This window comes from Streptococcus infantis (assembly GCF_047460825.1).
Taxonomy (GTDB): Bacteria; Bacillota; Bacilli; order Lactobacillales; family Streptococcaceae; genus Streptococcus; species Streptococcus infantis_V.
Genome location: NZ_JASHFO010000010.1, coordinates 1 through 23,256 on the forward strand (window position 1 = coordinate 1; position 23,256 = coordinate 23,256).

Annotated in this window: 26 protein-coding genes; 21 read left to right on the forward strand and 5 right to left on the reverse strand. The window is 39.9% G+C overall.

Annotated features, from left to right (window positions below):
• Positions 1–260, reverse strand: a 260-nt coding sequence (locus QM911_RS04255; protein ID WP_414313228.1) for a helix-turn-helix domain-containing protein, incomplete at its 3' end; no start/stop codon positions are given.
• A gap of 270 nt (positions 261–530) precedes the next feature.
• On the opposite strand from QM911_RS04255, the gene abpA reads away from it, so the two are divergent.
• The 3 genes from abpA to QM911_RS04270 all read left to right on the forward strand — a co-directional run bounded on the left by abpA (position 531) and on the right by QM911_RS04270 (position 2,665).
• Positions 531–1,178, forward strand: a complete 648-nt coding sequence (gene abpA, locus QM911_RS04260) for an amylase-binding adhesin AbpA (protein WP_414313229.1) — start codon at positions 531–533, stop codon at positions 1,176–1,178.
• A 74-nt stretch (positions 1,179–1,252) separates the two neighbouring features.
• A complete protein-coding gene (srtB, locus tag QM911_RS04265; protein WP_414313230.1) occupies positions 1,253–2,092 on the forward strand; it encodes a class B sortase, LPKTxAVK-specific in 840 nt (279 codons plus the stop codon).
• A 135-nt stretch (positions 2,093–2,227) separates the two neighbouring features.
• Positions 2,228–2,665 carry a CoA-binding protein gene (locus QM911_RS04270; RefSeq protein WP_049503826.1) on the forward strand — a complete coding sequence of 146 codons (438 nt, stop codon included), beginning with the start codon at positions 2,228–2,230 and terminating at the stop codon, positions 2,663–2,665.
• Positions 2,666–2,798: 133 nt separating this feature from the next.
• Here QM911_RS04270 and QM911_RS04275 read toward each other — a convergent pair whose 3' ends face one another.
• The 4 genes from QM911_RS04275 to mobC all read right to left on the reverse strand — a co-directional run bounded on the left by QM911_RS04275 (position 2,799) and on the right by mobC (position 5,367).
• Complete coding sequence (locus QM911_RS04275) at positions 2,799–3,809, reverse strand: YeiH family protein (protein WP_414313231.1); 1,011 nt, start codon at positions 3,807–3,809, stop codon at positions 2,799–2,801.
• Between the two features lie 475 nt (positions 3,810–4,284).
• Positions 4,285–4,638: a type II toxin-antitoxin system RelE/ParE family toxin gene (locus QM911_RS04280; RefSeq protein WP_414313232.1), complete on the reverse strand. Its 354-nt coding sequence runs from the start codon at positions 4,636–4,638 to the stop codon at positions 4,285–4,287.
• A complete protein-coding gene (locus QM911_RS04285; RefSeq protein ID WP_414313233.1) occupies positions 4,628–4,912 on the reverse strand; it encodes a type II toxin-antitoxin system RelB/DinJ family antitoxin in 285 nt (94 codons plus the stop codon). The genes QM911_RS04280 and QM911_RS04285 overlap by 11 nt, the downstream gene beginning before the upstream one ends.
• A 266-nt stretch (positions 4,913–5,178) precedes the next feature.
• A complete protein-coding gene (gene mobC, locus QM911_RS04290) occupies positions 5,179–5,367 on the reverse strand; it encodes a plasmid mobilization relaxosome protein MobC (RefSeq protein ID WP_414313234.1) in 189 nt (62 codons plus the stop codon).
• A gap of 235 nt (positions 5,368–5,602) precedes the next feature.
• On the opposite strand from mobC, the gene QM911_RS04295 reads away from it, so the two are divergent.
• The 18 genes from QM911_RS04295 to QM911_RS04380 all read left to right on the forward strand — a co-directional run bounded on the left by QM911_RS04295 (position 5,603) and on the right by QM911_RS04380 (position 23,252).
• On the forward strand, positions 5,603–6,772 hold the full coding sequence (locus QM911_RS04295) for a pyridoxal phosphate-dependent aminotransferase (RefSeq protein WP_414313235.1): 1,170 nt from the start codon (positions 5,603–5,605) through the stop codon (positions 6,770–6,772).
• A complete protein-coding gene (gene recO / locus QM911_RS04300; protein WP_049509320.1) occupies positions 6,769–7,539 on the forward strand; it encodes a DNA repair protein RecO in 771 nt (256 codons plus the stop codon). Before QM911_RS04295 ends, recO begins: the two co-directional genes overlap by 4 nt.
• The gene (gene plsX / locus QM911_RS04305; protein ID WP_075227952.1) at positions 7,536–8,528 is read left to right on the forward strand and encodes a phosphate acyltransferase PlsX; all 993 of its coding nucleotides are present in this window, start codon (positions 7,536–7,538) and stop codon (positions 8,526–8,528) included. The genes recO and plsX overlap by 4 nt, the downstream gene beginning before the upstream one ends.
• Before the next feature lie 5 nt (positions 8,529–8,533).
• Positions 8,534–8,770 carry an acyl carrier protein gene (locus QM911_RS04310; RefSeq protein ID WP_060955040.1) on the forward strand — a complete coding sequence of 79 codons (237 nt, stop codon included), beginning with the start codon at positions 8,534–8,536 and terminating at the stop codon, positions 8,768–8,770.
• A gap of 451 nt (positions 8,771–9,221) precedes the next feature.
• Positions 9,222–9,395: a class IIb bacteriocin, lactobin A/cerein 7B family gene (locus QM911_RS04315; RefSeq protein ID WP_373115401.1), complete on the forward strand. Its 174-nt coding sequence runs from the start codon at positions 9,222–9,224 to the stop codon at positions 9,393–9,395.
• Between the two features lie 123 nt (positions 9,396–9,518).
• Positions 9,519–9,671 (forward strand): class IIb bacteriocin, lactobin A/cerein 7B family, encoded by a 153-nt coding sequence (locus QM911_RS04320; RefSeq protein ID WP_414267693.1) that lies wholly within the window; start codon positions 9,519–9,521, stop codon positions 9,669–9,671.
• Between the two features lie 24 nt (positions 9,672–9,695).
• Positions 9,696–9,851, forward strand: coding sequence for a hypothetical protein (locus QM911_RS04325; RefSeq protein ID WP_414313236.1), 156 nt, complete (start codon positions 9,696–9,698; stop codon positions 9,849–9,851).
• 38 nt (positions 9,852–9,889) lie between these two features.
• Positions 9,890–10,102 carry a bacteriocin immunity protein gene (locus QM911_RS04330; RefSeq protein WP_414313259.1) on the forward strand — a complete coding sequence of 71 codons (213 nt, stop codon included), beginning with the start codon at positions 9,890–9,892 and terminating at the stop codon, positions 10,100–10,102.
• Positions 10,103–10,182: 80 nt separating this feature from the next.
• Positions 10,183–10,371 carry a hypothetical protein gene (locus QM911_RS04335; protein ID WP_049531126.1) on the forward strand — a complete coding sequence of 63 codons (189 nt, stop codon included), beginning with the start codon at positions 10,183–10,185 and terminating at the stop codon, positions 10,369–10,371.
• A 340-nt stretch (positions 10,372–10,711) separates the two neighbouring features.
• The gene (locus QM911_RS04340) at positions 10,712–10,948 is read left to right on the forward strand and encodes a hypothetical protein (protein ID WP_311522415.1); all 237 of its coding nucleotides are present in this window, start codon (positions 10,712–10,714) and stop codon (positions 10,946–10,948) included.
• 353 nt (positions 10,949–11,301) lie between these two features.
• On the forward strand, positions 11,302–13,455 hold the full coding sequence (gene comA, locus QM911_RS04345; protein WP_414313237.1) for a peptide cleavage/export ABC transporter ComA: 2,154 nt from the start codon (positions 11,302–11,304) through the stop codon (positions 13,453–13,455).
• A 12-nt stretch (positions 13,456–13,467) separates the two neighbouring features.
• A complete protein-coding gene (locus tag QM911_RS04350) occupies positions 13,468–14,808 on the forward strand; it encodes a bacteriocin secretion accessory protein (RefSeq protein ID WP_414313238.1) in 1,341 nt (446 codons plus the stop codon).
• A 168-nt stretch (positions 14,809–14,976) separates the two neighbouring features.
• A complete protein-coding gene (gene purC, locus QM911_RS04355; protein WP_414313239.1) occupies positions 14,977–15,684 on the forward strand; it encodes a phosphoribosylaminoimidazolesuccinocarboxamide synthase in 708 nt (235 codons plus the stop codon).
• A 63-nt stretch (positions 15,685–15,747) separates the two neighbouring features.
• Complete coding sequence (locus tag QM911_RS04360) at positions 15,748–19,473, forward strand: phosphoribosylformylglycinamidine synthase (protein ID WP_414313240.1); 3,726 nt, start codon at positions 15,748–15,750, stop codon at positions 19,471–19,473.
• A 168-nt stretch (positions 19,474–19,641) separates the two neighbouring features.
• On the forward strand, positions 19,642–21,084 hold the full coding sequence (gene purF / locus QM911_RS04365) for an amidophosphoribosyltransferase (protein ID WP_060955050.1): 1,443 nt from the start codon (positions 19,642–19,644) through the stop codon (positions 21,082–21,084).
• A 217-nt stretch (positions 21,085–21,301) separates the two neighbouring features.
• Entirely contained in the window at positions 21,302–22,324 is a 1,023-nt protein-coding gene (purM, locus tag QM911_RS04370) for a phosphoribosylformylglycinamidine cyclo-ligase (RefSeq protein ID WP_414312508.1), read from the forward strand.
• Positions 22,324–22,881, forward strand: a complete 558-nt coding sequence (gene purN, locus QM911_RS04375; protein WP_414312509.1) for a phosphoribosylglycinamide formyltransferase — start codon at positions 22,324–22,326, stop codon at positions 22,879–22,881. The genes purM and purN overlap by 1 nt, the downstream gene beginning before the upstream one ends.
• Before the next feature lie 2 nt (positions 22,882–22,883).
• On the forward strand, positions 22,884–23,252 hold the full coding sequence (locus QM911_RS04380) for a hypothetical protein (protein ID WP_414313241.1): 369 nt from the start codon (positions 22,884–22,886) through the stop codon (positions 23,250–23,252).
• Positions 23,253–23,256 lie beyond the last annotated feature (4 nt).

The following is a 23,256-nucleotide window of genomic DNA, read 5'->3' on the forward strand; positions in this document are numbered from 1 at the left end:
TGTTCCTCTTCGTAAGTCATATATTCTCGATGACGTCCACCACGGGTTTCTTGAAGAAGAGCTTCTAAACCAAACTCCTTATATTTTTTCAAATTCCTCCAAACAGTTGTTTTATTACAATCTAGCAAATCCATGATTTCCTTATAACTCTTTCCTTTTGAGCGAAAATAAATAATCTGTAGACGTTTGTGATATTTGGCGTACGATGAATCTTTTAAGAGTTGTTCAATTTTTTGTGTTTCTTCGTTTGTAAGTTTCATAACTACTATTATAAGATGTTTTTTGATTTTAGTCTAGTATTAGATTAGAAAAATGTGAAAATTTCACTAATTGTTCGTTTTTTAGTCCATTTTTTTCCATAATCCTTTAAGAATATTGCTTGATTTTTAAGAATATAATAAATTTTACTCGTTTTTTACCAGGAATTTTAAAAATAGCTTAAGAAAAAACTTGACAACTTAAATATATGTGATATAATTTGAGGTAATAGGGATTATCCTTATAATTAAATTTAAAGAGGAGATAAAACAATGAAAAAAGTTTTATTGGCATCAGTAGCGGCTCTTGCAGTATTCTCAGCAGCAGCTCCAGTTTTTGCACAAGGAGAAAACCCAGCTTCTTCTAACCAATTGATCCAAAAGAAATATGTTTCTGAACGTGATATTGCAGATCAAGCTTATGCATACGTAGAAGCTCACCCAGAAGATATCGCAGCAGCTGTTGAAAAAGAACCTTCAGTGATTGCAGCTCGTGCAGAACTTGCTAAAGCTGAAGCAATCGTTGGTCACACTCATGAAAAAGCAGTAGCAGCTGCTAAAGCTAACCTTGATGAAGTTTTGGCTGACGCAACAAATGCACAACGTAACCGTGCAATCCAATACTTGCAAGAAACATACCGCGAAGCGGCTAAACGTCAAGGTAACTACTGGAATGACCCAACTGGTGTAGAGGACAACAAACCTAACCCAACTCGTATTGCTGAAGATCAAGCTAACCAAACTGGTCGTCCTGTAGTATCAGATGAGCAAACAGCAGCTGATCAAGCAGCAACTAAGCCAGAAGATGGTAAACCAGGTGCTAAAGACCAAGCTAAAAAAGCAGACGCAGCTGCTAAAAAAGCAGGCGCAAATGCTAAAGCAGGTCAAAAAGCCCTTCCAAAAACACACGCTGCTAAATAATTTTATTTAAAAAGTAGCCAATCACTGAAACTTGGTTTCAGTGATTTTTTTGGTAAAAAATGAGGGAGGAAAAGATGAGTAGACGTTCTACGACAAAGAAATCACCAATTACTAAAATAATTGCTTCAATTGTTGCAGTAGCTATCGTTGCTTTGGGAGGCTTCTTTATCTATAAAAGCTTTCTAGCTCCAAGTGGAGATAAGCTAAATGATGCAAAAATTACTCAGGAAGCTCCAAAACAAGCCTATAATGCTAGCGCAGAAGAAAAGGAATATCTCGCAAATAAATTTAAAGGCTTACTTGCAACAAACTCTGAAACAGTTGGTTATGTATATATTCCTGGTACACAGTTGGATGAACCAGTCGTTCAAACAACGGATAATGCGACTTATTTAGATAAGCGCTTTGATGGCGTTAACGAACCTTTAATGGGGGCAGTCTTTATGGACGCAGATAACAAGAAGGACTTTAGCGATCGATTGACTTGGTTATTTGGTCACGCTCGTGGTAGTAAAGTTCCGGATCATCGTATGTTTAAAGATGTGAATTATTTCAGTCGCCAAGAATATTTTGATGCACATCCTTATGTTGTCATTGAAACTCCAGAGAGAAAGTATTATTATGAAGCTGTTGCCATGATTATTGTTCCAGAAGAAACAGCTTTTTACCGTACTTCTTTTGATGATGATGCGGATTTTGAGAAACAGCTAAATATTATTTATGATACTGCAGAGGTTAAGAAACCAAATGTTAAGGTATCAGCTAAGGATAAATATCTTGTTCTTTCTACTTGTCGTGAAGAAGATGATACGATTCGTGCCAATCTCTACCTTCGACAAATTCCTGACTCAGAGATGAGTGACTTTGTCAAACAACATGGAGAAAGCCTTCAGTATAAACCAACAAGAGAATAATCTTTAAATAAAATTTTTATGAATCCTCCTCAAATTAAATGAAATTGTTTAATTTTGGGAGGATTTTTTGATTTTATAGTAAATTTCTGCAAACCCTTTCAAAATATGCTATACTGATGAAAAAGGAGGATTTTTATGACTCAAGAATTTATCAATCCAAGTGATGGCGTAATCCGTCAGTATCTAGAAACCAGTAAGACTCTAGCAGTAGTGGGCTTGTCTGACCGTGAGGAAACAACTAGCAATCGAGTGACAAAGGAAATGCAGGCTCGTGGCTATAAAATCATACCAGTAAACCCTAAGGCTGCAGGTGGGGAAATCTTGGGAGAAAAGGCTTATGCCAGTCTAGCTGATATTCCTTTCCCTGTAGATATCGTTAATGTCTATCGTCGTAGTGAGTTTCTACCAGATGTGGCACGAGATTTTCTCAAGGCTGATGCTAAGATTTTCTGGGCGCAACTAGGACTTGAAAGTCTAGAAGCAGAAGAAATCTTGCGTGCTGGAGGTTGCGATGATATCGTGATGAACCGTTGTATTAAGAGAGAACATACACGCTTAATTCTTGAACAATAAAAAGGTAGCTTGCGGGCTACCTTTTGTGTTATACTCAATGAAAATCAAAGAGCAAACTAGGAAACTAGCCGCAGGCTGTACTTGAGTACGGCAAGGCGACGTTGACGTGGTTTGAAGAGATTTTCGAAGAGTATTAGAAAATACCGATAAGGGTCTGCATCCCGAGACTAGTCAGGATGATGGCAATCCAGCAGAGGGCACCAAGAAGAATGGATTTACCGCTGGACTTAATCATAGCGATGAGGTTGGTTTTGAGGCCGATAGCGCTCATGGCCATGATGATGAAGAATTTAGACAGTTGTTTGAGAGGTGCAAAGAAGTTGCTGCTGACACCGAAGGAAGTAAGGACGGTGGTTAGCAGAGAAGCTAGGATGAAGTAGAGAATGAAAACAGGGAAGATTTTTTTAAGTTTTACCCCTTGGTTGTTTCCTTGTTGACGACTTTGCCAGTAAGAGAGGAAGAGAGTGATAGGGATAATAGCTAGGGTACGGGTCAATTTGACAATGGTGGCAGCTTCGAGAGTATTGGACTGGTAAAGACTATCCCAGGCGCTGGCAGTGGCTGTTACAGAGGAAGTATCATTGACCGCAGTTCCTGCAAAGAGGGCAAAGCCTTCGTTGGAAAGATGGAGCCAGGTTCCTAGAGTTGGGAAGATAAGAGCTGCCAAGACATTGAAGAAAAAGATAACAGAAATGGCTTGTGCGACTTCTTTTTCCTTGGCATGGATGACAGGAGCAGTCGCTGCAATGGCAGAACCGCCACAGATAGAGGAACCGACACCGATCAAGGTAGCTAGCTTTGTATCTAGGTCAAAAAAGCGCTGGAAGAGATAGGCTATAATCAAAGCAATTGAAATAGTTGAGAGGATGACTGGGAGGGAAGATTTTCCAACTGCGAAAACTTGAGAGATATTGAGTCCAAACCCAAGCAAGATAACTGCATACTGAAGCAATTTCTTGGAGCTGTAAGTCAAACCAGCATCTAGTTGTTTATAGGAAGTGAGAAATGGGTGGAGAATCATGCCAATAAAGATGGCAAAGACAGGTGCCCCGACAACAGGCAAGAAGCCTCCTAAAATCCAAGAAATGATAGATATGATAAGACAGACCAAAAGTCCAGCCCAATTTTTTGATAGAAATGACATAAAAACCTCCGAAAATAAATACTCCTTATTATAATCTTATCTGTCAGAAAAGTAAAGAGAAAGTAAAGTTTAATAATTATTTGACAAGTTTCTCAAATTTATGTGATTAGAACTGTAACGAAGTCTTGGAAAAAACAGAAATACCAGAGCTCCACCTCTGGTATTTCTGTTTGTCTAGTCATATTAAAACTAAACTCAGGTTATATTTTTTTGTCGCACTTATCTAACCACTTTCTGACTATCCACTCAGAAATGACATTACCGATCTAGTAATCAATAATGGTGCTAGAATAGTTGTAACGAAGATTAGCAAAACCGTATTTTACAAAGGTATACTCTGTAATATTTAAATCCTTATTAAATCAACGTTTCTAAAGAAAAAGTAGCTGTAAAATATTATATATACAGCGTACTGTTAAACCAAGACGGTACCAAAAATTAAGGTTTCGGAGCTTATAAAATAAAGAAAGATGTCTCAATCAGTTGAGCTTCTTTTATTACCATTTTGTAGCAAAGTGACATAGTCGCTTTTTATGTGGAATAGGTGAGATAAAAAAACAGTGTTTTGTTTTTGGTCGATGAAGTAGAGTAAGACATACTGACCGATAATTTTTCCTCGTGTAGGGTACTTACTATTAATCTTTATACCAATTTTTTCATCGGCGTCAAAACCAGCCTCAGGAAAGACTTCTAAACTTTTTAAGCCATCTAAAATTTTACCCACAGTATTTTTAGCAGACTGAGGTGATAAAAGAACAGTAGTGATGTAATCATGAATACTGTCAATAGCTTGGCTCACTTCATCAGAAATAATTACTTTATAAGCCATAGCGTGCCCTCATACTGTCTAGGGAAGTCCCTTTTCCTGATTCATATTCTCTTAAGGTTCTTTCGGATTGAGCTTGTAATTCCTCAACCAACTGTTCACGGTGTAAATCTTCTGCAGTCTTGATTGGCAAGTCCTGTTCGAGGACAATCTGCTCTATAAAAAGAGTGATAGCATCCGTCATGGTCATTCCTTTTTCCTTGATAATGGCTCTAGCTTGTTCCATTGCTAACTCATTGATTTTAAAATTATATTGCTTAACAAGTGATGTAGTCATGGTATATCTCCGTTCTATATCGTGTATAGCCAGTATATATTTTTTGAACTTTTTTTGCAAGAAAAAACTCTTGAATATACTCCAAGAGTGAAACGAATAGAACCAGTGGTGGAGCGGGTTCTTTACAGCCTAAAGCTGAAGGTAGTGCCAAACCTGAAGCTGAATCATCAGCAACCTTTGAGAAAACTGTTACCAGTCATCCGACATCATCCTATCCTTAGTTATCGTTTAGGACAAATAAGAGAGAATGTCAACAATAATTCTTATTACAACCATCTGTCCTCTACCTTTGTTTGATTTTCTTGTTTTTGAATAAATTGTCTGACAGTATCTTTCAAATGTTTCTGCAATTCAAGAATCTGACTAAATTCATTTAGACTAGCCTGATTATCTTCGTTTACTTTTTTTGTGATCTGATTTATATTGACCCCTATCCGATTTATTTCCTTACGCAACTTCTCAATACTCGTCGAAAATCTCCTAATACGTTGTCATCTTCGGCTTACCTAACTTTAGTTATGCTTTCACCTCTATTCCTAGTTTCATGAGATTTTCATTGAGTATTCTAAAAACATAGTGTTGTAATAAATTTAAATGAACATACATCAGTTGCTTATGCTAGTGTGATTTTGCGGTCGGGGGGCTTTTGTAGTATAATAGACATATGTCCTTTAAGCAAGGAGGGTATCTATGGACTTAACCAAGCGCTTTAATAAACAATTAGATAAGATTCAAGTTTCCTTGATTCGTCAGTTTGACCAGGCTATTTCAGAGATTCCTGGGGTTCTACGTCTGACATTGGGAGAGCCTGACTTTACAACTCCAGACCATGTCAAGGAGGCGGCTAAGCGCGCCATTGACCAAAATCAATCCTACTATACAGGGATGAGTGGTTTGATGACCTTACGCCAGGCAGCTAGTGATTTTGTAAGAGAAAAATACCAGCTGGACTATAATCCTGAAAATGAAATCTTGGTCACAATTGGTGCGACAGAAGCCCTATCTGCTACTTTGACAGCTATTTTAGAAGAGGGTGACAAGGTTCTCTTGCCAGCTCCTGCCTATCCTGGTTATGAACCAATTGTTAATCTAGTTGGTGCAGAGATTGTCGAGATTGATACGACTGAGAACGGTTTTGTCTTAACTCCTGAAATGCTAGAGAAAGCTATTATCGAGCAAGGTGATAAGCTAAAGGCAGTTATTCTCAACTATCCAGCTAATCCTACAGGAATTACCTATAGTCGCGAACAGTTGGAAGCCTTGGCAGACGTTTTACGTAAGTATGAGGTTTTCGTTGTCTGTGATGAGGTCTATTCAGAATTAACCTATACAGGGGAAAATCATGTATCTTTGGGAACGATGCTGAGAGATCAGGCTATTATCATCAACGGTCTATCCAAATCCCATGCTATGACAGGTTGGCGTTTAGGTTTTATCTTTGCTCCAGCAAATTTCACAGCCCAGTTAATCAAGAGTCATCAGTACTTGGTCACTGCCGCAAATACCATGGCTCAACATGCTGCGGTGGAAGCCTTGACGGCTGGTAAGAACGATGCAGAGCCGATGAAGAAGGAGTATATCCAACGTCGGGACTACATTATCGAGAAGATGACTGACCTTGGTTTTGAGATCATCAAACCAGATGGTGCTTTTTATATCTTTGCTAAGATTCCAGAAGGCTACAATCAAGATTCCTTTGCTTTTCTGAAGGATTTTGCTCAGAAGAAGGCTGTTGCCTTTATCCCTGGTGCAGCTTTTGGTCAATATGGAGAAGGTTATGTGCGCTTGTCTTATGCGGCTAGTATGGAAACCATCAGAGAGGCTATGAAACGTCTTGAGGAGTACATGAGAGAAGCATGATTCAGTCTATTACGAGTCAGGGGTTGGTGCTCTACAATCGTAATTTTCGTGAGGATGACAAGCTAGTCAAGATTTTTACAGAGCAGGTCGGTAAGCGCATGTTTTTTGTCAAACATGCCGGTCAATCCAAACTGGCTCCAGTTATTCAACCTTTGGTGCTGGCTCGTTTTCTTTTACGAATCAATGATGATGGGCTTAGTTATATTGAAGACTACCATGAGGTGATGACCTTTCCAAAAATCAATAGTGATCTCTTTGTCATGGCCTATGCGACCTATGTGGCAGCTCTGGCAGATGCTAGTTTGCAGGACAATCAACAGGATGCTCCCTTGTTTGCTTTTTTACAAAAGACTTTAGAGTTGATGGAAGAGGGTCTGGATTATCAAGTTTTGACTAATATTTTTGAAATTCAGATTTTGACACGTTTTGGGATCAGTCTTAACTTTAATGAGTGTGTTTTTTGCCATCGGGTAGGTCAGGCCTTTGATTTTTCTTTCAAATATGGCGCTTGCTTATGTCCTGAGCATTATCATGAGGATGAGAAACGTTGTCATCTGAATCCAAACATTCCCTATCTGCTCAATCAATTTCAAGCTATTAACTTTGAGACTTTAGAGACTATTTCTCTCAAGTCTGAAATCAAGCAAGAATTGCGTCAGTTCATGGATCAAATTTATGAAGAATACGTAGGAATTCACCTAAAATCAAAGAAATTTATTGATTCCCTAGCTGATTGGGGACAATTACTAAAAGAGGAAGACAAATGAAAAAAATCGCAGTAGATGCAATGGGTGGGGATTACGCACCACAGGCAATTGTTGAAGGTGTTAATCAAGCCCTTGCTGACTTTTCAGATATTGAGATTCAACTTTACGGAGATGAGAGCAAGATTAAGCAATATCTAACAGCGACAGATCGCGTCAGTATTATCCATACAGATGAGAAAATTGATTCGGATGATGAACCAACAAAAGCCATTCGTAAGAAGAAAAAAGCCAGTATGGTATTGGCTGCTAAGGCTGTCAAGGACGGTGAGGCTGATGCTGTGCTCTCTGCAGGAAATACAGGTGCTTTGCTAGCGGCAGGATTTTTCATCGTTGGTCGCATCAAGAATATTGACCGACCTGGACTTATGTCAACCTTACCAACAGTTGATGGGAAAGGTTTTGATATGCTAGACCTTGGTGCCAATGCAGAAAACACAGCCCATCACCTTCATCAATATGCCATCCTAGGTTCTTTCTACGCTAAAAATGTTCGTGGAATTGCAAAACCACGAGTTGGTTTGCTTAATAACGGGACAGAGAGCAGCAAGGGAGATCCACTCCGCAAGGAAACTTATGACTTGCTAGCAGCTGATGAGAGTTTGAACTTTGTCGGTAATGTGGAAGCGCGTGATTTGATGGAGGGTGTTGCAGATGTTGTCGTGGCAGACGGTTTCACGGGAAACGCTGTGCTAAAATCCATCGAAGGTACAGCCATGGGAATCATGGGCTTGCTAAAAAATGCTATTACAGGTGGTGGACTTCGAGCAAAACTTGGTGCTCTTCTTCTCAAGGATAGCCTTAAAGGCTTGAAAAAGCAGCTCAACTATTCAGATGTTGGGGGTGCAGTCTTGTTTGGTGTCAAGGCGCCTGTTGTCAAGACTCATGGCTCAAGTGATGCCAAGGCTGTGTACAGTACGATTCGTCAGATTCGTACCATGCTAGAAACAGACGTAGTTGCTCAAACTGCGCGTGAATTTTCAGGAGAATAATATATATGACAGAAAAAGAAATTTTTGACCGTGTCGTGGCCATTATCCAAGAACGTCAAGGGGATGACTTTGTAGTCACAGAGGCCTTGAGCTTGAAGGATGATCTGGATGCTGATTCGGTAGATTTGATGGAATTCGTACTAACCATTGAGGATGAATTTGGAATTGAAATCAGCGATGAAGAAATCGACCATCTTCAAAGTGTGGCAGATGTATTGAAAGCCATTAAAGATAAAATCTAACATATAACAACATGCAAGTCATGTTGTTTTTTTGTTTCTCGAAAAAAGATAAGATTTTGAAATTTTACAGTTGAGTTTACGAATAAAGAGATGAGAACAAAAAAGGAGGATTACTGATGTATGTGACAGGTCTTTATCCGTGGTTGATCAAGTGGTTTTTAAAATAAATTTGACTTAGTTGTTTATTTTGAAATTATTTTATCGAATAGATAAGTAAGAAGAAAAGGAAGGAGATTGCTTCATGTTTATGCCAATCATGTATCCATGGTTAATTAAGTGGTTCTTAAAATAAATTTGATTTAGCTGTTTATTTTAAAATGATTTCTCGAATAGATAAGTAAGAGGAAGAGGAAGGAGATTAGAAATGATTATTTCAGTTATTTATCCAATTTGGCTTTTAAAATGGTTTAAAGGTTAGAAATCACAAATATAAAAATAAAGGAGAAAACAAATGACAAACTTTGATAAAATGGAACAGAACTTTGTAGCTCTTACGGAAGAAGAGCTAATGGAAGTGGATGGGGGAATTATCCCTGTAGCGGTGGCAGCTAGTATTATTGCTGGTTCAGCATTTGCAGGTTTAAGTGCAGGTGTAGCTATTGGAATTAGTCGAAACAAGAGATAATGAGGAAATCAATGAATTTTTCAAACGAATTTGCGGCTATAATTATATCAGCCTCAGGAATAGTGGGTTTACTAGTTGGAGTAGCTATTGGATTAGCTAGTATTATTTAAAAAGGAGTATATCATGCAAAATTTGAATCAATTTGAAATCGTAGAGCAAAATGAATTAGAGCAAGTACAAGGTGGAGTAGGCTTATCGATTGTTATCGGAGGCTCATTACTTGCTGCAGGTGTAACTGGGGTAGCTGGTTATTGGTTATCTCGTACATTTGGCTAATATATTTAAAGGAGTAGGTGGAATATGAAAAAACTAGATGCAAAATTTGAAATCATGACAGATGCAGATTTGTCTGTTACTGAAGGAGGCATCGTTGTTACTACTTCTACAGCGGTAGCATGGGGTGTTTTAGGAGTCGTTACCTATATGTATGGGCGTCATCTGGGAAGTAGACGTTAATTTAAAAGTTTATGGCAAATCGTAAAAGAAAATCAAGTATGAATCGCAACGCTGATCTCAATACATTGTTACCTAAACTAGCCACTATAGTTCCTTTAGTAGCAATAGGTCTCAATCTCGTGCTTCATGTAATTCGTACAGGTTCTTTATTATACTTTGATTGGAAATGGTATTTAGTTGGATTGATTGCTTCAGGCTATTTTGGGATTTTTTGCAAGGATTTGTCAAAATATAATCCAAACTATAAATGATGAATCTGAATGAAAAGGATTTTGTGCGTGTGAATGGCGAAAAAACTCTGCCATTCTTGTCAGATAAATAGGAGTCTGCTATGAAAACATTTTTATTAGGATTTGCTGAAGGTTATTTTATCGTGTCAGTCATTATCTATATCGCAACGTATTTGATTTTGAAAAAACCGATCAATACCTTGTTTTATCCAGAAAACTATCCAATTCTGCTTGGTCTGTTTTATGTAGGATACAAGTATCAAACAAAAGGAAGTAAGATTGGGAATTGATGGACCATCAAAATGGAGTTTGAGATGAAAGTCGTTCAAGTGTTACAAAAAGCTTGTCTATAGTTTACTGTATGCTGCAGTTCGATGGTTTATATCATTGTTAGAATAGTCGCTGATGTAAACAAAATAAATCTACCTACATGGTTTGAAAATTTTGACATACCTACAATTTCACTATTCTTGATGGTATTTATTTTACTTTGTAGAAGTGAAGAAAAATGTGATAAAGGTTGATTAAATAGATCTGAACTTTGTGGCTCCAGTATTAGGGCAATCTTGGGGAATGTTTGGGTGTTAAGCTGATGAACTGTAGTCTGATTTTAGTTAGAAAGATATTCGTATGTTTAAAAAAGAAGTGATATTATTAGGGCTGCTTCTACTAGTACGTATTGTACTTTCTATCATGCAAGTTTTAATAGACTATAAACTATTGCTAGGAAAGTATAGTATAAATTTCATGGAACTTTCAGATTTATTCTCTTATCCCCTACTTTTTTTAATCATTTACATAGCGGTAAAATATCATGCTATCCAGAAAATAAGAGGTAAAGAAGATAATCAGGATGGAGATGAATAAGACTTTAAAAATCTTTCTAACATTCCTTTTCTTATTTCTGATGAATCTTTTGCTTTTTAAAGTACTTGCTAGTCTAGGCTTTAAGGTGTCAATGAGTGAAAAAAGCTATTTTGTACCACCCTTGTTTTCATTTATAGTTTGGTATATGATTGACAAAAAATTGGAAAAGGTAAGAAATATTAATCATTATATTTTCTAGGTAGGACGTTTGTTCTACCTATTTTTATTTAGGAAAAAGTGCTGTTCAGGTGCAGTTATTGTTTTTTTAGAAATAATTTTCTTTTTGCTTCTTTGTTTGTATAAAATAATCTTACAAAGTTTTCTTTGGAGATTGTTAGGAAAAGGAGTAGGATATGAAATTTAGTAAACGGCATTATCGTCCTCAGGTAGACCAGATGGACTGCGGTGTGGCTTCATTAGCCATGGTATTTGGTTATTATGGAAGTTATTATTCTCTGGCTCACTTGCGAGAGTTGGCCAAGACGACCATGGATGGGACTACGGCTTTAGGCTTAGTCAAGGTTGCAGAGGAAATTGGTTTTGAGACACGAGCAATAAAGGCGGACATGACCTTGTTTGATTTGCCGGATGTAACCTTTCCTTTTGTGGCTCATGTGTTTAAGGAAGGGAAATTGCTCCATTATTATGTGGTGACTGGGCAAGACAAGAACAACATTCATATTGCAGATCCAGATCCTAGTGTTAAGCTGACCAAGATTTCTCGTGAGCGCTTTGCTAAGGAGTGGACAGGAATCACTATTTTTATGGCCCCATCTCCGACTTATAAGCCTCATAAGGAACAAAAAAATGGTCTGCTCTCCTTTATCCCTATATTAGTGAAACAGCGAGGTTTGATTGTTAATATCGTTTTGGCGACCCTCTTGGTGACCTTGATTAACATTGTGGGTTCTTATTACCTTCAGTCTATCATCGACACTTATGTACCAGATCAGATGCGTTCAACCTTGGGCATTATCTCAATAGGGCTAGTCATCGTTTATGTCCTTCAGCAAATCTTATCTTATGCCCAGGAATATCTTTTACTTGTTTTGGGGCAACGCTTGTCCATTGATGTGATTTTGTCTTACATCAAGCACGTGTTTCATTTGCCCATGTCCTTTTTTGCAACACGACGGACAGGGGAAATTGTGTCTCGTTTCACGGATGCAAATAGTATCATTGATGCGCTGGCTTCGACTATTCTGTCAATCTTTTTGGATGTATCTACTGTCTTGATTATTTCAGTAGTTCTATTTTCGCAGAATAGCAATCTTTTTTTCATGAGTTTACTAGCTCTTCCTATCTACACAGTGATTATCTTTGCTTTTATGAAGCCCTTTGAAAAGATGAATCGGGATACCATGGAAGCTAATGCAGTCCTGTCATCTTCTATTATCGAGGATATTAACGGTATTGAGACCATTAAGTCTTTGACCAGTGAAAGTCAACGTTACCAAAAGATTGACAAGGAATTTGTGGATTATCTGAAAAAATCATTTACCTATAGTCGGGCAGAAAGTCAGCAAAAGGCTCTGAAAAAGCTTGCCCAACTCTTGCTCAATGTTGCCATTCTCTGGATGGGGGCTCTCCTAGTCATGGATAATAAGATGAGTTTGGGCCAGTTGATCACCTATAATACATTGCTTGTTTATTTTACAAATCCTTTGGAGAATATCATCAATCTGCAAACCAAACTTCAGACAGCGCAGGTAGCCAATAACCGTCTGAATGAAGTTTATCTGGTTGCATCTGAGTTTGAGGAAAAGAAAACAGTCTCAGATTTGAGTTTGCTAGAAGGAGATATGACTTTCAAGCAGGTCCACTACAAGTATGGCTATGGTCGCGATGTCTTGTCGGACATCAATCTAACCATTCCGCAAGGTTCTAAAGTGGCTTTTGTGGGGATTTCAGGATCGGGTAAGACGACCTTGGCTAAGATGATGGTTAATTTTTACGATCCAAGTCAGGGGGAGATTAGTCTGGGTGGCGTCAATCTCAATCAGATTGATAAAAAGGCTCTGCGCCAGTATATCAATTATCTGCCTCAGCAACCCTACGTTTTTAATGGAACGATCTTGGAGAATCTTCTTCTTGGAGCTAAGGAGGGGACGACCCAGGAAGATATATTGAGAGCAGTGGAGTTGGCAGAGATTCGGGAGGATATTGAGCGGATGCCACTGAATTACCAGACAGAATTGACTTCGGATGGGGCAGGGATTTCAGGTGGGCAACGTCAGAGGATCGCTCTGGCGCGTGCTCTCTTGACCGATGCGCCCGTCTTGATCTTGGATGAGGCGACCAGCAGTCTGGATATTTTGACCGAGAAGCGAATTGTCGATAATCTGATGGCTTTGGATAAGACCTTGATCTTCATCGCCCACCGCTTGACCATTGCTGAGCGGACAGAGAAGGTTGTCGTTTTGGATCAGGGAAAGATTGTCGAAGAGGGTACACATATGGAATTACTGGCTCAGGGTGGTTTCTACGCCCACTTGGTGAATAGTTAGAGAGGAGAAAAGATGCAATCAGAATTTTTAGAAAGTGCTGAGTTTTACAATCGTCGTTACCATAATTTTTCTAGTTATGTGATTTTTCCAAGTTTTATCTTGTTTTTGTTCCTGATCGTTTTTTCAATCTTTGCACAAAAGGAGATAAGCTTGACAGCTGGAGCTACGGTAGAACCTGCTCGTATCATTGCCACCATTCAGTCTAGTAGTAATAGTAAGATTGTGGCGAATCATTTGGCTGAAAATAAGTTTGTCAAGCAAGGGGATCTTCTCGTTCAATACCAAGAGGGAGCAGAAGCCGTTCAGGCTGAGAATTATGCTAGTCAGTTGGAAATGCTCAAGGATCAGAAGGTTCAACTGGAGTATTTAAAAGCAAGCCTTCAAGCAGGAAGTGATCAATTTCCAGAAGCAGATAAATTTGGCTATCAGCATAGTTTTTTAGATTATCTAAATCAAGCTGCTAGTCTGCGGAGTCAGGTTGAGCAACAAAATGCTAGTATATCATCTCAAAATGCAGCAGCCAGTGGTAGTCAGGCAGAGTTAGGCAATCTCATCGGTGAAACCCAGTCCAAAATTAAAGAATATCAGCAAGCCAAGTCTGCTATTCAGGGTGATGGACACTTAGAGAGTGATCATCCGGCTTATGCTATTTATCAGTCGACAAAGGAGCAAGGATCGGAAACCAAACAGCAGGCCTTATCTCAGCTAGATGCTCAAATCACTCAGTTGGAGTCAACTCTTGCAGGTTATCGAGTACAGTATGCAGGTTCAGGAGCCCAGCAAGCTTATGCATCTGGCTTGGGAAGTCAGTTGGAGTCATTAAAATCTCAGCAACTAGCCAAGGTAGGCCAGGAATTAACGCTCTTGGATCAGAAAATTCTTGAAGCGGAGTCGGGTAAAAAGATTCAAGGAAATCTTTTAGAGAAGGGGAAAATTACAGCAACAGAAGATGGTGTTCTACATTTGAATCCTGAGCATAGTCGATCCACCATCATTCCAGAAGGAACTATCCTTGCTCATCTTTTTCCGCAGTTGGCTAAAGAGAGGAAGGCAAAACTAACAGCTTATATCAGTTCTAAGGAAGTGGCTGGTCTCAAGCATGGAAATGAGGTACGATTTACTACGGTAACGGATGCGAATAAGCAGCTAGTATTGACCTCCAAGATTACGAATATCGATACCAGTGCGACTCAGACAGAAAAGGGCAATTTCTTTAAATTAGAGGCAGAGACGGATTTGAATGCTGAACAAGCAGAAAAACTTCGTTATGGACTTGAAGGTCGTTTGACTATGATTACAGGTAGGAAGAGTTTTTTACGCTACTATCTTGATCGCTTTTTGAAACAAGAATAAAGTTCTCATTTTAACTCAAATCAATCTTAGAAAATCGCAAATGAAAATTCGTTTGCGATTTTTCTGTACTTTTTCAGATATGATATCAAATATAGTTCGTGAAATATTTGATTTTTAGTGTCTGTTGTGTTAGAATGATGTAAAGTAATACGAAAGGCGAACAAGAAAATGTCCAGTGAACTTATTTATACGGGAAAAGCTAAAGATATCTATACTACAGAAGACGAAAATGTGATTAAGTCGGTCTACAAGGACCAGGCCACTATGCTGAATGGAGCTCGCAAAGAGACCATTGAGGGTAAAGGTGTGCTGAATAATCAGATTTCGTCTCTTATTTTTGAAAAATTGAATGCTGCGGGTGTGGCGACACACTTTATCGAACGTATTTCTGACACCGAACAACTCAATAAGAAGGTTACTATCATTCCTTTGGAGGTTGTTCTTCGTAATGTGACTGCAGGTTCTTTTTCTAAACGTTTTGGCGTGGAAGAAGGTTTGGACTTGGAGACTTCAATCGTTGAATTTTACTACAAGAACGATGATTTGGACGATCCATTTATCAATGATGAACACGTCAAGTTCTTGAATATTGCCAATGATGAACAAATTGCTTATATCAAGGAAGAAACGCGTCGTATCAATGAATTGCTGAAAGATTGGTTTGCACAAATTGGTCTTCGCTTGATTGACTTCAAATTGGAATTTGGTTTTGATAAGGATGGCAAGATTATCTTGGCAGATGAATTCTCACCAGATAACTGCCGCCTTTGGGATGCTGAAGGGCACCATATGGACAAGGATGTTTTCCGTAGAGATTTAGGCAGTTTAACGGATGTATATAAGGTTGTGTTGGAGAAATTGCAGGGTTTGAAGTGATCTTTTTGAAACGGAAAACCTTCGTCTTCGATAACCTATTTGAATAGAAATAAAGGAACTAAAATGGATAAACGTATTTTCGTTGAGAAAAAAGCTGATTTTCGTGTGAAATCTGACTCTTTAGTAAAAGAATTACAGCATAATCTTCAGTTAAAAACCTTGAATGATCTTCGGATTGTTCAGGTTTATGATGTTTTTGGTTTGGCAGAGGATTTGTTTGCGCGTGCGGAAAAACACATTTTCTCTGAGCAAGTGACCGATACTGTTTTGGATGAAGCTGAGGTTAAGGCTGATCTTGAGAAGGTTGCTTTCTTTGCTATTGAAAGCTTGCCTGGTCAATTTGACCAACGTGCGGCATCTTCACAGGAAGCTTTGCTTTTGCTTGGTAGTTCAAATGATGTAAGGGTGAACACAGCACAACTTTACTTGGTTAACAAGGATATTGATGCGAATGAGTTGGAAGCTGTCAAAAACTACCTCTTGAATCCAGTGGACTCTCGTTTCAAAGACATCACTGTTGGCATTGCTAAACAGGATTTCTCTGAGTCTGACAAGACCATTCCAAGTTTGGATTTCTTTGAAAGCTATACGGCAGAAGATTTTGCACAGTATAAGGCTGAGCAAGGATTGGCCATGGAAGTGGATGACCTTCTCTTCATTCAAGATTACTTCAAATCTATTGGACGTGTACCAACTGAGACTGAACTTAAGGTTTTGGATACTTACTGGTCTGACCACTGTCGTCACACGACTTTCGAAACTGAGTTGAAAAATATCGACTTCTCGGCTTCTAAATTTGAAAAACAATTGCAAGCGACTTATGACAAGTATATTGCCATGCGTGATGAGTTGGGACGTACAGAAAAACCTCAAACCTTGATGGATATGGCGACTATTTTTGGCCGTTATGAGCGTGCTAATGGTCGTTTGGATGACATGGAAGTGTCTGATGAAATCAATGCCTGCTCAGTTGAAATTGAAGTGGATGTCAATGGTGTCAAAGAACCATGGCTTCTCATGTTCAAGAATGAAACCCACAACCACCCAACGGAAATCGAACCATTTGGTGGAGCGGCTACCTGTATCGGTGGTGCCATTCGTGACCCATTGTCAGGTCGTTCATACGTTTACCAAGCCATGCGTATCTCAGGTGCTGGTGATATTACAACACCAATTGCTGAAACTCGTGCTGGTAAATTGCCACAACAAGTGATTTCTAAAACAGCGGCTCACGGTTATTCTTCATACGGTAACCAAATTGGTCTTGCAACAACTTACGTTCGTGAATACTTCCACCCAGGTTTCGTTGCTAAGCGTATGGAGCTAGGTGCAGTTGTCGGTGCGGCTCCTAAGGAAAATGTTGTCCGTGAAAAACCTGAAGCAGGTGATGTGATTATCTTGCTCGGTGGTAAGACTGGACGTGACGGTGTCGGCGGTGCGACAGGTTCTTCTAAAGTTCAAACGGTTGAATCTGTTGAAACAGCTGGTGCTGAGGTCCAAAAAGGGAATGCCATCGAAGAGCGTAAGATTCAACGTCTTTTCCGTAATGGAGAAGTGACACGTCTGATCAAAAAATCAAATGACTTTGGTGCCGGTGGTGTCTGTGTGGCTATTGGTGAATTGGCAGATGGTCTTGAAATTGATCTAGACAAAGTGCCATTGAAATACCAAGGCTTGAACGGCACAGAAATTGCCATCTCTGAATCTCAAGAGCGTATGGCTGTAGTGGTTCGTCCAGAAGATGTAGATGCTTTCGTTGCTGAATGTAACAAAGAAAATATTGATGCTGTTGTCGTTGCGACAGTGACTGAAAAACCAAATCTTGTTATGCACTGGAATGGCGAAACCATCGTTGATTTGGAACGTCGTTTCCTTGAGACAAACGGTGTACGTGTAGTTGTGGATGCTAAGGTGGTTGACAAGGATGTTAATCTTCCAGAAGAACGTCAAACATCTGCCGAAACCCTTGAAGGTGATACTCTTGAAGTCTTGGCTGATCTTAACCATGCTAGTCAAAAAGGCTTGCAAACCATCTTTGATAGCTCAGTTGGTCGTTCAACTGTTAATCACCCACTCGGTGGTCGCTACCAAATCACACCAACTGAAGCTTCTGTACAGAAATTGCCAGTCCAACATGGTGTGACAACAACTGCTTCTGTTATGGCGCAAGGGTTCAATCCTTATGTAGCAGAATGGTCTCCATATCATGGTGCTGCTTATGCGGTCATCGAAGCAACCGCTCGTTTGGTTGCTGCTGGTGCAAACTGGTCTAAGGCTCGTTTCTCTTATCAAGAGTACTTCGAGCGTATGGATAAACAAGCAGAGCGTTTTGGTCAACCAGTAGCAGCTCTTCTTGGGTCCATTGAAGCTCAGATTCAACTTGGTTTGCCATCTATCGGTGGTAAGGACTCCATGTCTGGTACCTTTGAAGAATTGACAGTACCACCAACCTTGGTTGCTTTTGGTGTCACAACTGCAGATAGTCGTAAGGTCCTTTCTCCAGAATTTAAAGCTGCTGGTGAAAATATCTATTACATCCCAGGTCAAGCTTTGGCACAAGAAATTGACTTTGATCTTATCAAGTCTAACTTTGCTCAATTTGAAGCCATCCAAGCTGACCACAAAGTGACAGCTGCATCAGCGGTCAAATATGGTGGTATCCTTGAAGCTCTTGCCCTTGCAACATTTGGTAACCATATCGGTGCCACTGTAACCCTTGAAAATCTTGAGACTGTCCTGACAGCTCAATTGGGTGGATTCATCTTCACATCTCCTGAAGAAATTGCGGGAGTTAAGAAGATTGGACAAACAGCAGCTGACTTTACACTTACTGTCAATGGTGTAAGGCTTGATGGACATAAACTTGACAGTGCCTTCCAAGGTAAATTGGAAGAGGTCTACCCAACGGAATTTGCACAAGCAACTGAGTTGGAAGAAGTACCTGCGGTGACATCAGATGCTGTCATCAAAGCTAAAGAAACAGTTGAGACACCAGTGGTTTACATCCCAGTATTCCCAGGTACTAACTCTGAGTACGATTCAGCTAAGGCCTTTGAAAAAGAAGGTGCGAAAGTCAACTTAGTACCATTTGTCACATTGAATGAAGAGGCTATTGTCAAGTCTGTTGACACAATGGTTGACAATATCGGAAAAGCCAACATTATCTTCTTTGCAGGTGGCTTCTCAGCCGCTGACGAACCTGATGGATCAGCTAAATTCATCGTTAATATCTTGCTTAACGAAAAAGTACGTGCAGCTATCGATAGCTTCATCGAAGGTGGTGGTTTGATTATCGGTATCTGTAACGGATTCCAAGCTCTTGTCAAATCTGGTCTTCTTCCATATGGTAACTTTGAAGATGCAAACAGTACTAGTCCAACTCTCTTCTACAATGATGCCAACCAACACGTGGCTAAGATGGTTGAAACACGGATTGCTAACACGAACTCACCATGGCTTGCTGGCGTGAAAGTTGGTGACATCCATGCCATCCCAGTATCACACGGTGAAGGTAAGTTTGTCGTGACAGCTGAGGAATTTGCAGAACTTCGTGACAATGGTCAAATCTTTACCCAATATGTTGACTTCGAAGGCAAACCAAGCATGGACTCTAAATACAATCCAAATGGTTCTGTCAATGCGATTGAAGGTATCACAAGCAAGAACGGTCAAATTATTGGTAAGATGGGTCACTCAGAACGTTTCGAAGACGGTCTTTTCCAAAATATTCCAGGGAATAAAGACCAATATCTCTTTGCATCAGCGGTTCAATACTTTACTGGGAAATAGGCTTTGCAGATTTTCTAATAGATAACCATCAGTAAATGTAAAATCAAGTAGATCTAACTTACGACAATTGCAAATGATTTATTGTTGCGAGTGAAACGAGCTTCTGCCGTATCATTCCGCTCTAGTATCGTTAAGGAATGATACACAAATAAAAATTAGGTATAAAAAATGACATACGAAGTAAAATCTCTTAATGAAGAATGTGGTGTTTTTGGTATCTGGGGCCACCCAGACGCTGCCAAATTAACCTATTTTGGACTCCATAGTCTTCAGCACCGTGGTCAGGAGGGGGCAGGAATCCTCTCCAATGACCAAGGGAAATTGAAGCGTCATCGTGATATGGGGCTTTTATCAGAAGTCTTCAAAAATCCTGCGAATTTGGATAAATTGACAGGAACTGGAGCGATTGGGCACGTGCGTTATGCGACTGCGGGAGAAGCTTCTGTAGACAATATCCAACCTTTCCTCTTCCGCTTTCACGACATGCAGTTTGGTTTGGCTCACAATGGGAATCTGACCAATGCAGAATCTCTCAAGCAAGAATTGGAACAAAGAGGAGCGATTTTCAGCTCAACCTCTGACTCTGAAATCTTGGCTCACCTTATTCGCCGTAGCCACAATCCAAACTTGATGGGTAAAATAAAGGAAGCACTCAGTCTTGTTAAAGGTGGTTTTGCTTATCTCTTGATGTTTGAAGATAAGTTAATTGCAGCGCTTGATCCAAATGGCTTCCGTCCTCTGTCAATCGGGAAAATGGCTAATGGAGCAGTAGTGGTTTCATCTGAAACCTGTGCCTTTGAAGTAATCGGTGCTGAGTGGATTCGCGACGTAAAACCAGGCGAGATTGTCATTATTGATGACAATGGCATCCAGTATGACAGCTATACAAACGATACTCAACTGGCTATCTGTTCCATGGAGTATATCTACTTCGCACGTCCTGACTCCAATATCCACGGAGTCAATGTCCATACGGCTCGTAAGAGAATGGGAGCTCAACTGGCACGTGAGTTCAAGTATGAAGCTGATATCGTAGTCGGGGTGCCAAACTCCTCTCTTAGCGCAGCGATGGGCTTTGCGGAAGAATCAGGTCTGCCAAATGAAATGGGTCTTATTAAGAACCAATATACACAACGGACCTTTATTCAGCCGACTCAAGAATTGCGAGAGCAAGGGGTTCGAATGAAATTGTCTGCCGTTTCTGGTGTCGTGAAAGGTAAACGTGTGGTCATGATTGATGACTCGATTGTACGTGGAACAACATCACGTCGCATTGTCCAACTTTTGAAAGAAGCGGGGGCATCAGAAGTACACGTTGCCATTGGTAGTCCTGCTCTTGCCTATCCATGTTTCTACGGGATTGATATCCAGACACGTCAGGAGTTAATTGCGGCCAATCATACCGTCGAGGAAACTTGCCAAATCATTGGTGCGGATAGTCTGACTTATCTTTCGATTGATGGCTTGATTGACTCTATTGGGATTGAAACAGATGCGCCCAATGGCGGTCTCTGTGTGGCTTACTTTGATGGGAAATATCCAACTCCTCTCTATGACTATGAAGAAGAATATCGTAGAAGTTTAGAAGAAAAAACGAGTTTTTACAAATAAAATTCCCCATTGAAGGAAAGGAAAAGGAAAAAACAAATGACAAATAAGAATGCATACGCTCCACGTCTCACTACTGACTAAAAGCTAAAGCATTTGTCAGTAGACGCTTTCTCCTATGGGACCAAAGCTAGAGACCTGACTATTATTTTTAGATAAAATAATCGTTTATCTAAAAATACGTCGCAGTCTTTCTCAAAAAAGAAAAGGAATGAATAAAATGACAAATAAAAATGCGTATGCCCAATCGGGTGTGGACGTTGAAGCGGGTTATGAGGTTGTAGAACGCATCAAAAAACACGTGGCACGTACGGAACGTGCGGGTGTTATGGGAGCTCTTGGTGGTTTTGGTGGTATGTTTGACCTTTCAAAAACAGGTGTTAAAGAGCCAGTTTTGATTTCAGGAACTGACGGTGTTGGAACCAAGCTCATGCTTGCTATCAAGTACGACAAACACGATACTATCGGACAAGACTGTGTGGCTATGTGTGTCAACGATATCATCGCTGCAGGTGCAGAGCCCCTCTACTTCCTTGACTACGTAGCAACTGGGAAAAATGAACCAGCTAAGCTAGAACAAGTGGTTGCTGGTGTGGCTGAAGGTTGTGTACAAGCAGGTGCGGCCCTCATCGGTGGGGAAACTGCTGAAATGCCTGGTATGTATGGCGAAGACGACTATGACTTGGCTGGGTTTGCTGTTGGTGTTGCAGAAAAATCTCAAATCATCGACGGTTCAAAAGTAGCAGAGGGAGACGTCCTTCTTGGACTTGCTTCCAGTGGTATCCACTCAAATGGTTACTCACTCGTACGTCGTGTTTTTGCGGACTATACAGGTGAAGAAGTCCTCCCAGAATTGGAAGACAAAAAACTTAAAGACGTTCTTCTTGAACCAACTCGTATCTACGTCAAAGCGGCTTTGCCTCTCATCAAAGAAGAATTGGTGAATGGAATTGCCCACATCACAGGTGGTGGTTTCATCGAAAATGTGCCACGTATGTTCGCGGATGATTTGGCGGCTGAAATTGACGAAAGCAAAGTACCAGTCCTTCCAATTTTCAAAGCCCTTGAAAAATATGGCCAAATCAAACATGAAGAAATGTTTGAAATCTTCAACATGGGGATTGGTCTCATGCTTGCGGTGAAACCAGAAAATGTAGAGCGTGTCAAAGAACTTCTCGACGAACCAGTTTATGAAATCGGTCGGATTGTCAAGAAGACAGATGCGAGTGTGGTGATAAAATAATGGCTAAAAAGATTGCTGTTTTTGCCTCTGGAAACGGTTCAAACTTTCAGGTGATTGCGGAACAATTTCCAGTAGAATTTGTCTTTTCAGATCATCGTGATGCCTATGTCTTAGAACGTGCCGAAAAGCTAGGGGTTTTATCTTATGCCTTTGAACTTAAAGAGTTTGAGAATAAGGCAGACTATGAAGGAGCCATCGTCGAACTCTTAGATGAGCACCAGATTGACTTGGTTTGTCTCGCAGGCTATATGAAAATCGTTGGGGGAACCTTGCTAGCGGCTTATGAAGGCCGTATCATCAATATTCACCCAGCTTTTCTACCTGAATTTCCAGGCGCTCATGGGATTGAGGATGCTTGGAATGCAGGTGTGGACCAGTCTGGCGTGACTATTCACTGGGTGGATTCTGGTGTTGATACCGGTAAGGTCATCAAACAAGTTCGCGTGCCACGCCTTGAAGGGGATACCCTTGATACTTTCGAAACTCGCATCCACGAAACAGAGTACAAGCTTTATCCAGAAGTCTTGGATAGTTTGGGAGTGGAGAGGAAGAAATGATTATGGACCAATACTATATGGAGTTAAAGAATAAGTTATCTAACAGACCAATTCTACTGGATAATACTAATGATTTTCTTTTTGTTTTAGTAAATACAGTGAAAGCCATGATAGAAAATACTGATAAAAGTCAGCTTTCAGAGTTAGATAAAATTTTAGACGGTGTCACAAGTCAAGAATTAAAACTTGCCTATGATTTTTGTCAAGGGAAATTTGGTCAAGCAGGTTTTTCTTATCGTAGGCACCCGAATTATTTTTATTTGTCCAGTTTAATTGCGACTTTTCCAGAATTTGAGTTGTCTAAAGAAGACCGAGATTACCTCAAAGGAATCATAAATTTTGATAACTACCTTTTATATGAGTTAGATTAGTCTT

Excerpts from the sequence above, each read along its gene's own strand:
- QM911_RS04350 (WP_414313238.1), top strand. The coding sequence starts at position 13,468 with ATGCAATCAGAATTTTTAGAAAGTGCTGAGTTTTACAATCGTCGTTAC.
- QM911_RS04320 (WP_414267693.1), top strand. The coding sequence starts at position 9,519 with ATGCAAAATTTGAATCAATTTGAAATCGTAGAGCAAAATGAATTAGAG.
- plsX (WP_075227952.1), top strand. The coding sequence starts at position 7,536 with ATGAAAAAAATCGCAGTAGATGCAATGGGTGGGGATTACGCACCACAG.
- QM911_RS04380 (WP_414313241.1), top strand. The coding sequence starts at position 22,884 with ATGGACCAATACTATATGGAGTTAAAGAATAAGTTATCTAACAGACCA.
- QM911_RS04280 (WP_414313232.1), bottom strand. The coding sequence starts at position 4,638 with ATGGCTTATAAAGTAATTATTTCTGATGAAGTGAGCCAAGCTATTGAC.
- purF (WP_060955050.1), top strand. The coding sequence starts at position 19,642 with ATGACATACGAAGTAAAATCTCTTAATGAAGAATGTGGTGTTTTTGGT.
- purN (WP_414312509.1), top strand. The coding sequence starts at position 22,324 with ATGGCTAAAAAGATTGCTGTTTTTGCCTCTGGAAACGGTTCAAACTTT.
- abpA (WP_414313229.1), top strand. The coding sequence starts at position 531 with ATGAAAAAAGTTTTATTGGCATCAGTAGCGGCTCTTGCAGTATTCTCA.
- QM911_RS04285 (WP_414313233.1), bottom strand. The coding sequence starts at position 4,912 with ATGACTACATCACTTGTTAAGCAATATAATTTTAAAATCAATGAGTTA.
- QM911_RS04315 (WP_373115401.1), top strand. The coding sequence starts at position 9,222 with ATGACAAACTTTGATAAAATGGAACAGAACTTTGTAGCTCTTACGGAA.
- QM911_RS04330 (WP_414313259.1), top strand. The coding sequence starts at position 9,890 with ATGAATCGCAACGCTGATCTCAATACATTGTTACCTAAACTAGCCACT.
- QM911_RS04340 (WP_311522415.1), top strand. The coding sequence starts at position 10,712 with ATGTTTAAAAAAGAAGTGATATTATTAGGGCTGCTTCTACTAGTACGT.
- purC (WP_414313239.1), top strand. The coding sequence starts at position 14,977 with ATGTCCAGTGAACTTATTTATACGGGAAAAGCTAAAGATATCTATACT.
- srtB (WP_414313230.1), top strand. The coding sequence starts at position 1,253 with ATGAGTAGACGTTCTACGACAAAGAAATCACCAATTACTAAAATAATT.
- QM911_RS04270 (WP_049503826.1), top strand. The coding sequence starts at position 2,228 with ATGACTCAAGAATTTATCAATCCAAGTGATGGCGTAATCCGTCAGTAT.
- purM (WP_414312508.1), top strand. The coding sequence starts at position 21,302 with ATGACAAATAAAAATGCGTATGCCCAATCGGGTGTGGACGTTGAAGCG.
- comA (WP_414313237.1), top strand. The coding sequence starts at position 11,302 with ATGAAATTTAGTAAACGGCATTATCGTCCTCAGGTAGACCAGATGGAC.
- QM911_RS04275 (WP_414313231.1), bottom strand. The coding sequence starts at position 3,809 with ATGTCATTTCTATCAAAAAATTGGGCTGGACTTTTGGTCTGTCTTATC.
- QM911_RS04295 (WP_414313235.1), top strand. The coding sequence starts at position 5,603 with ATGGACTTAACCAAGCGCTTTAATAAACAATTAGATAAGATTCAAGTT.
- QM911_RS04335 (WP_049531126.1), top strand. The coding sequence starts at position 10,183 with ATGAAAACATTTTTATTAGGATTTGCTGAAGGTTATTTTATCGTGTCA.
- QM911_RS04325 (WP_414313236.1), top strand. The coding sequence starts at position 9,696 with ATGAAAAAACTAGATGCAAAATTTGAAATCATGACAGATGCAGATTTG.
- QM911_RS04310 (WP_060955040.1), top strand. The coding sequence starts at position 8,534 with ATGACAGAAAAAGAAATTTTTGACCGTGTCGTGGCCATTATCCAAGAA.
- recO (WP_049509320.1), top strand. The coding sequence starts at position 6,769 with ATGATTCAGTCTATTACGAGTCAGGGGTTGGTGCTCTACAATCGTAAT.
- QM911_RS04360 (WP_414313240.1), top strand. The coding sequence starts at position 15,748 with ATGGATAAACGTATTTTCGTTGAGAAAAAAGCTGATTTTCGTGTGAAA.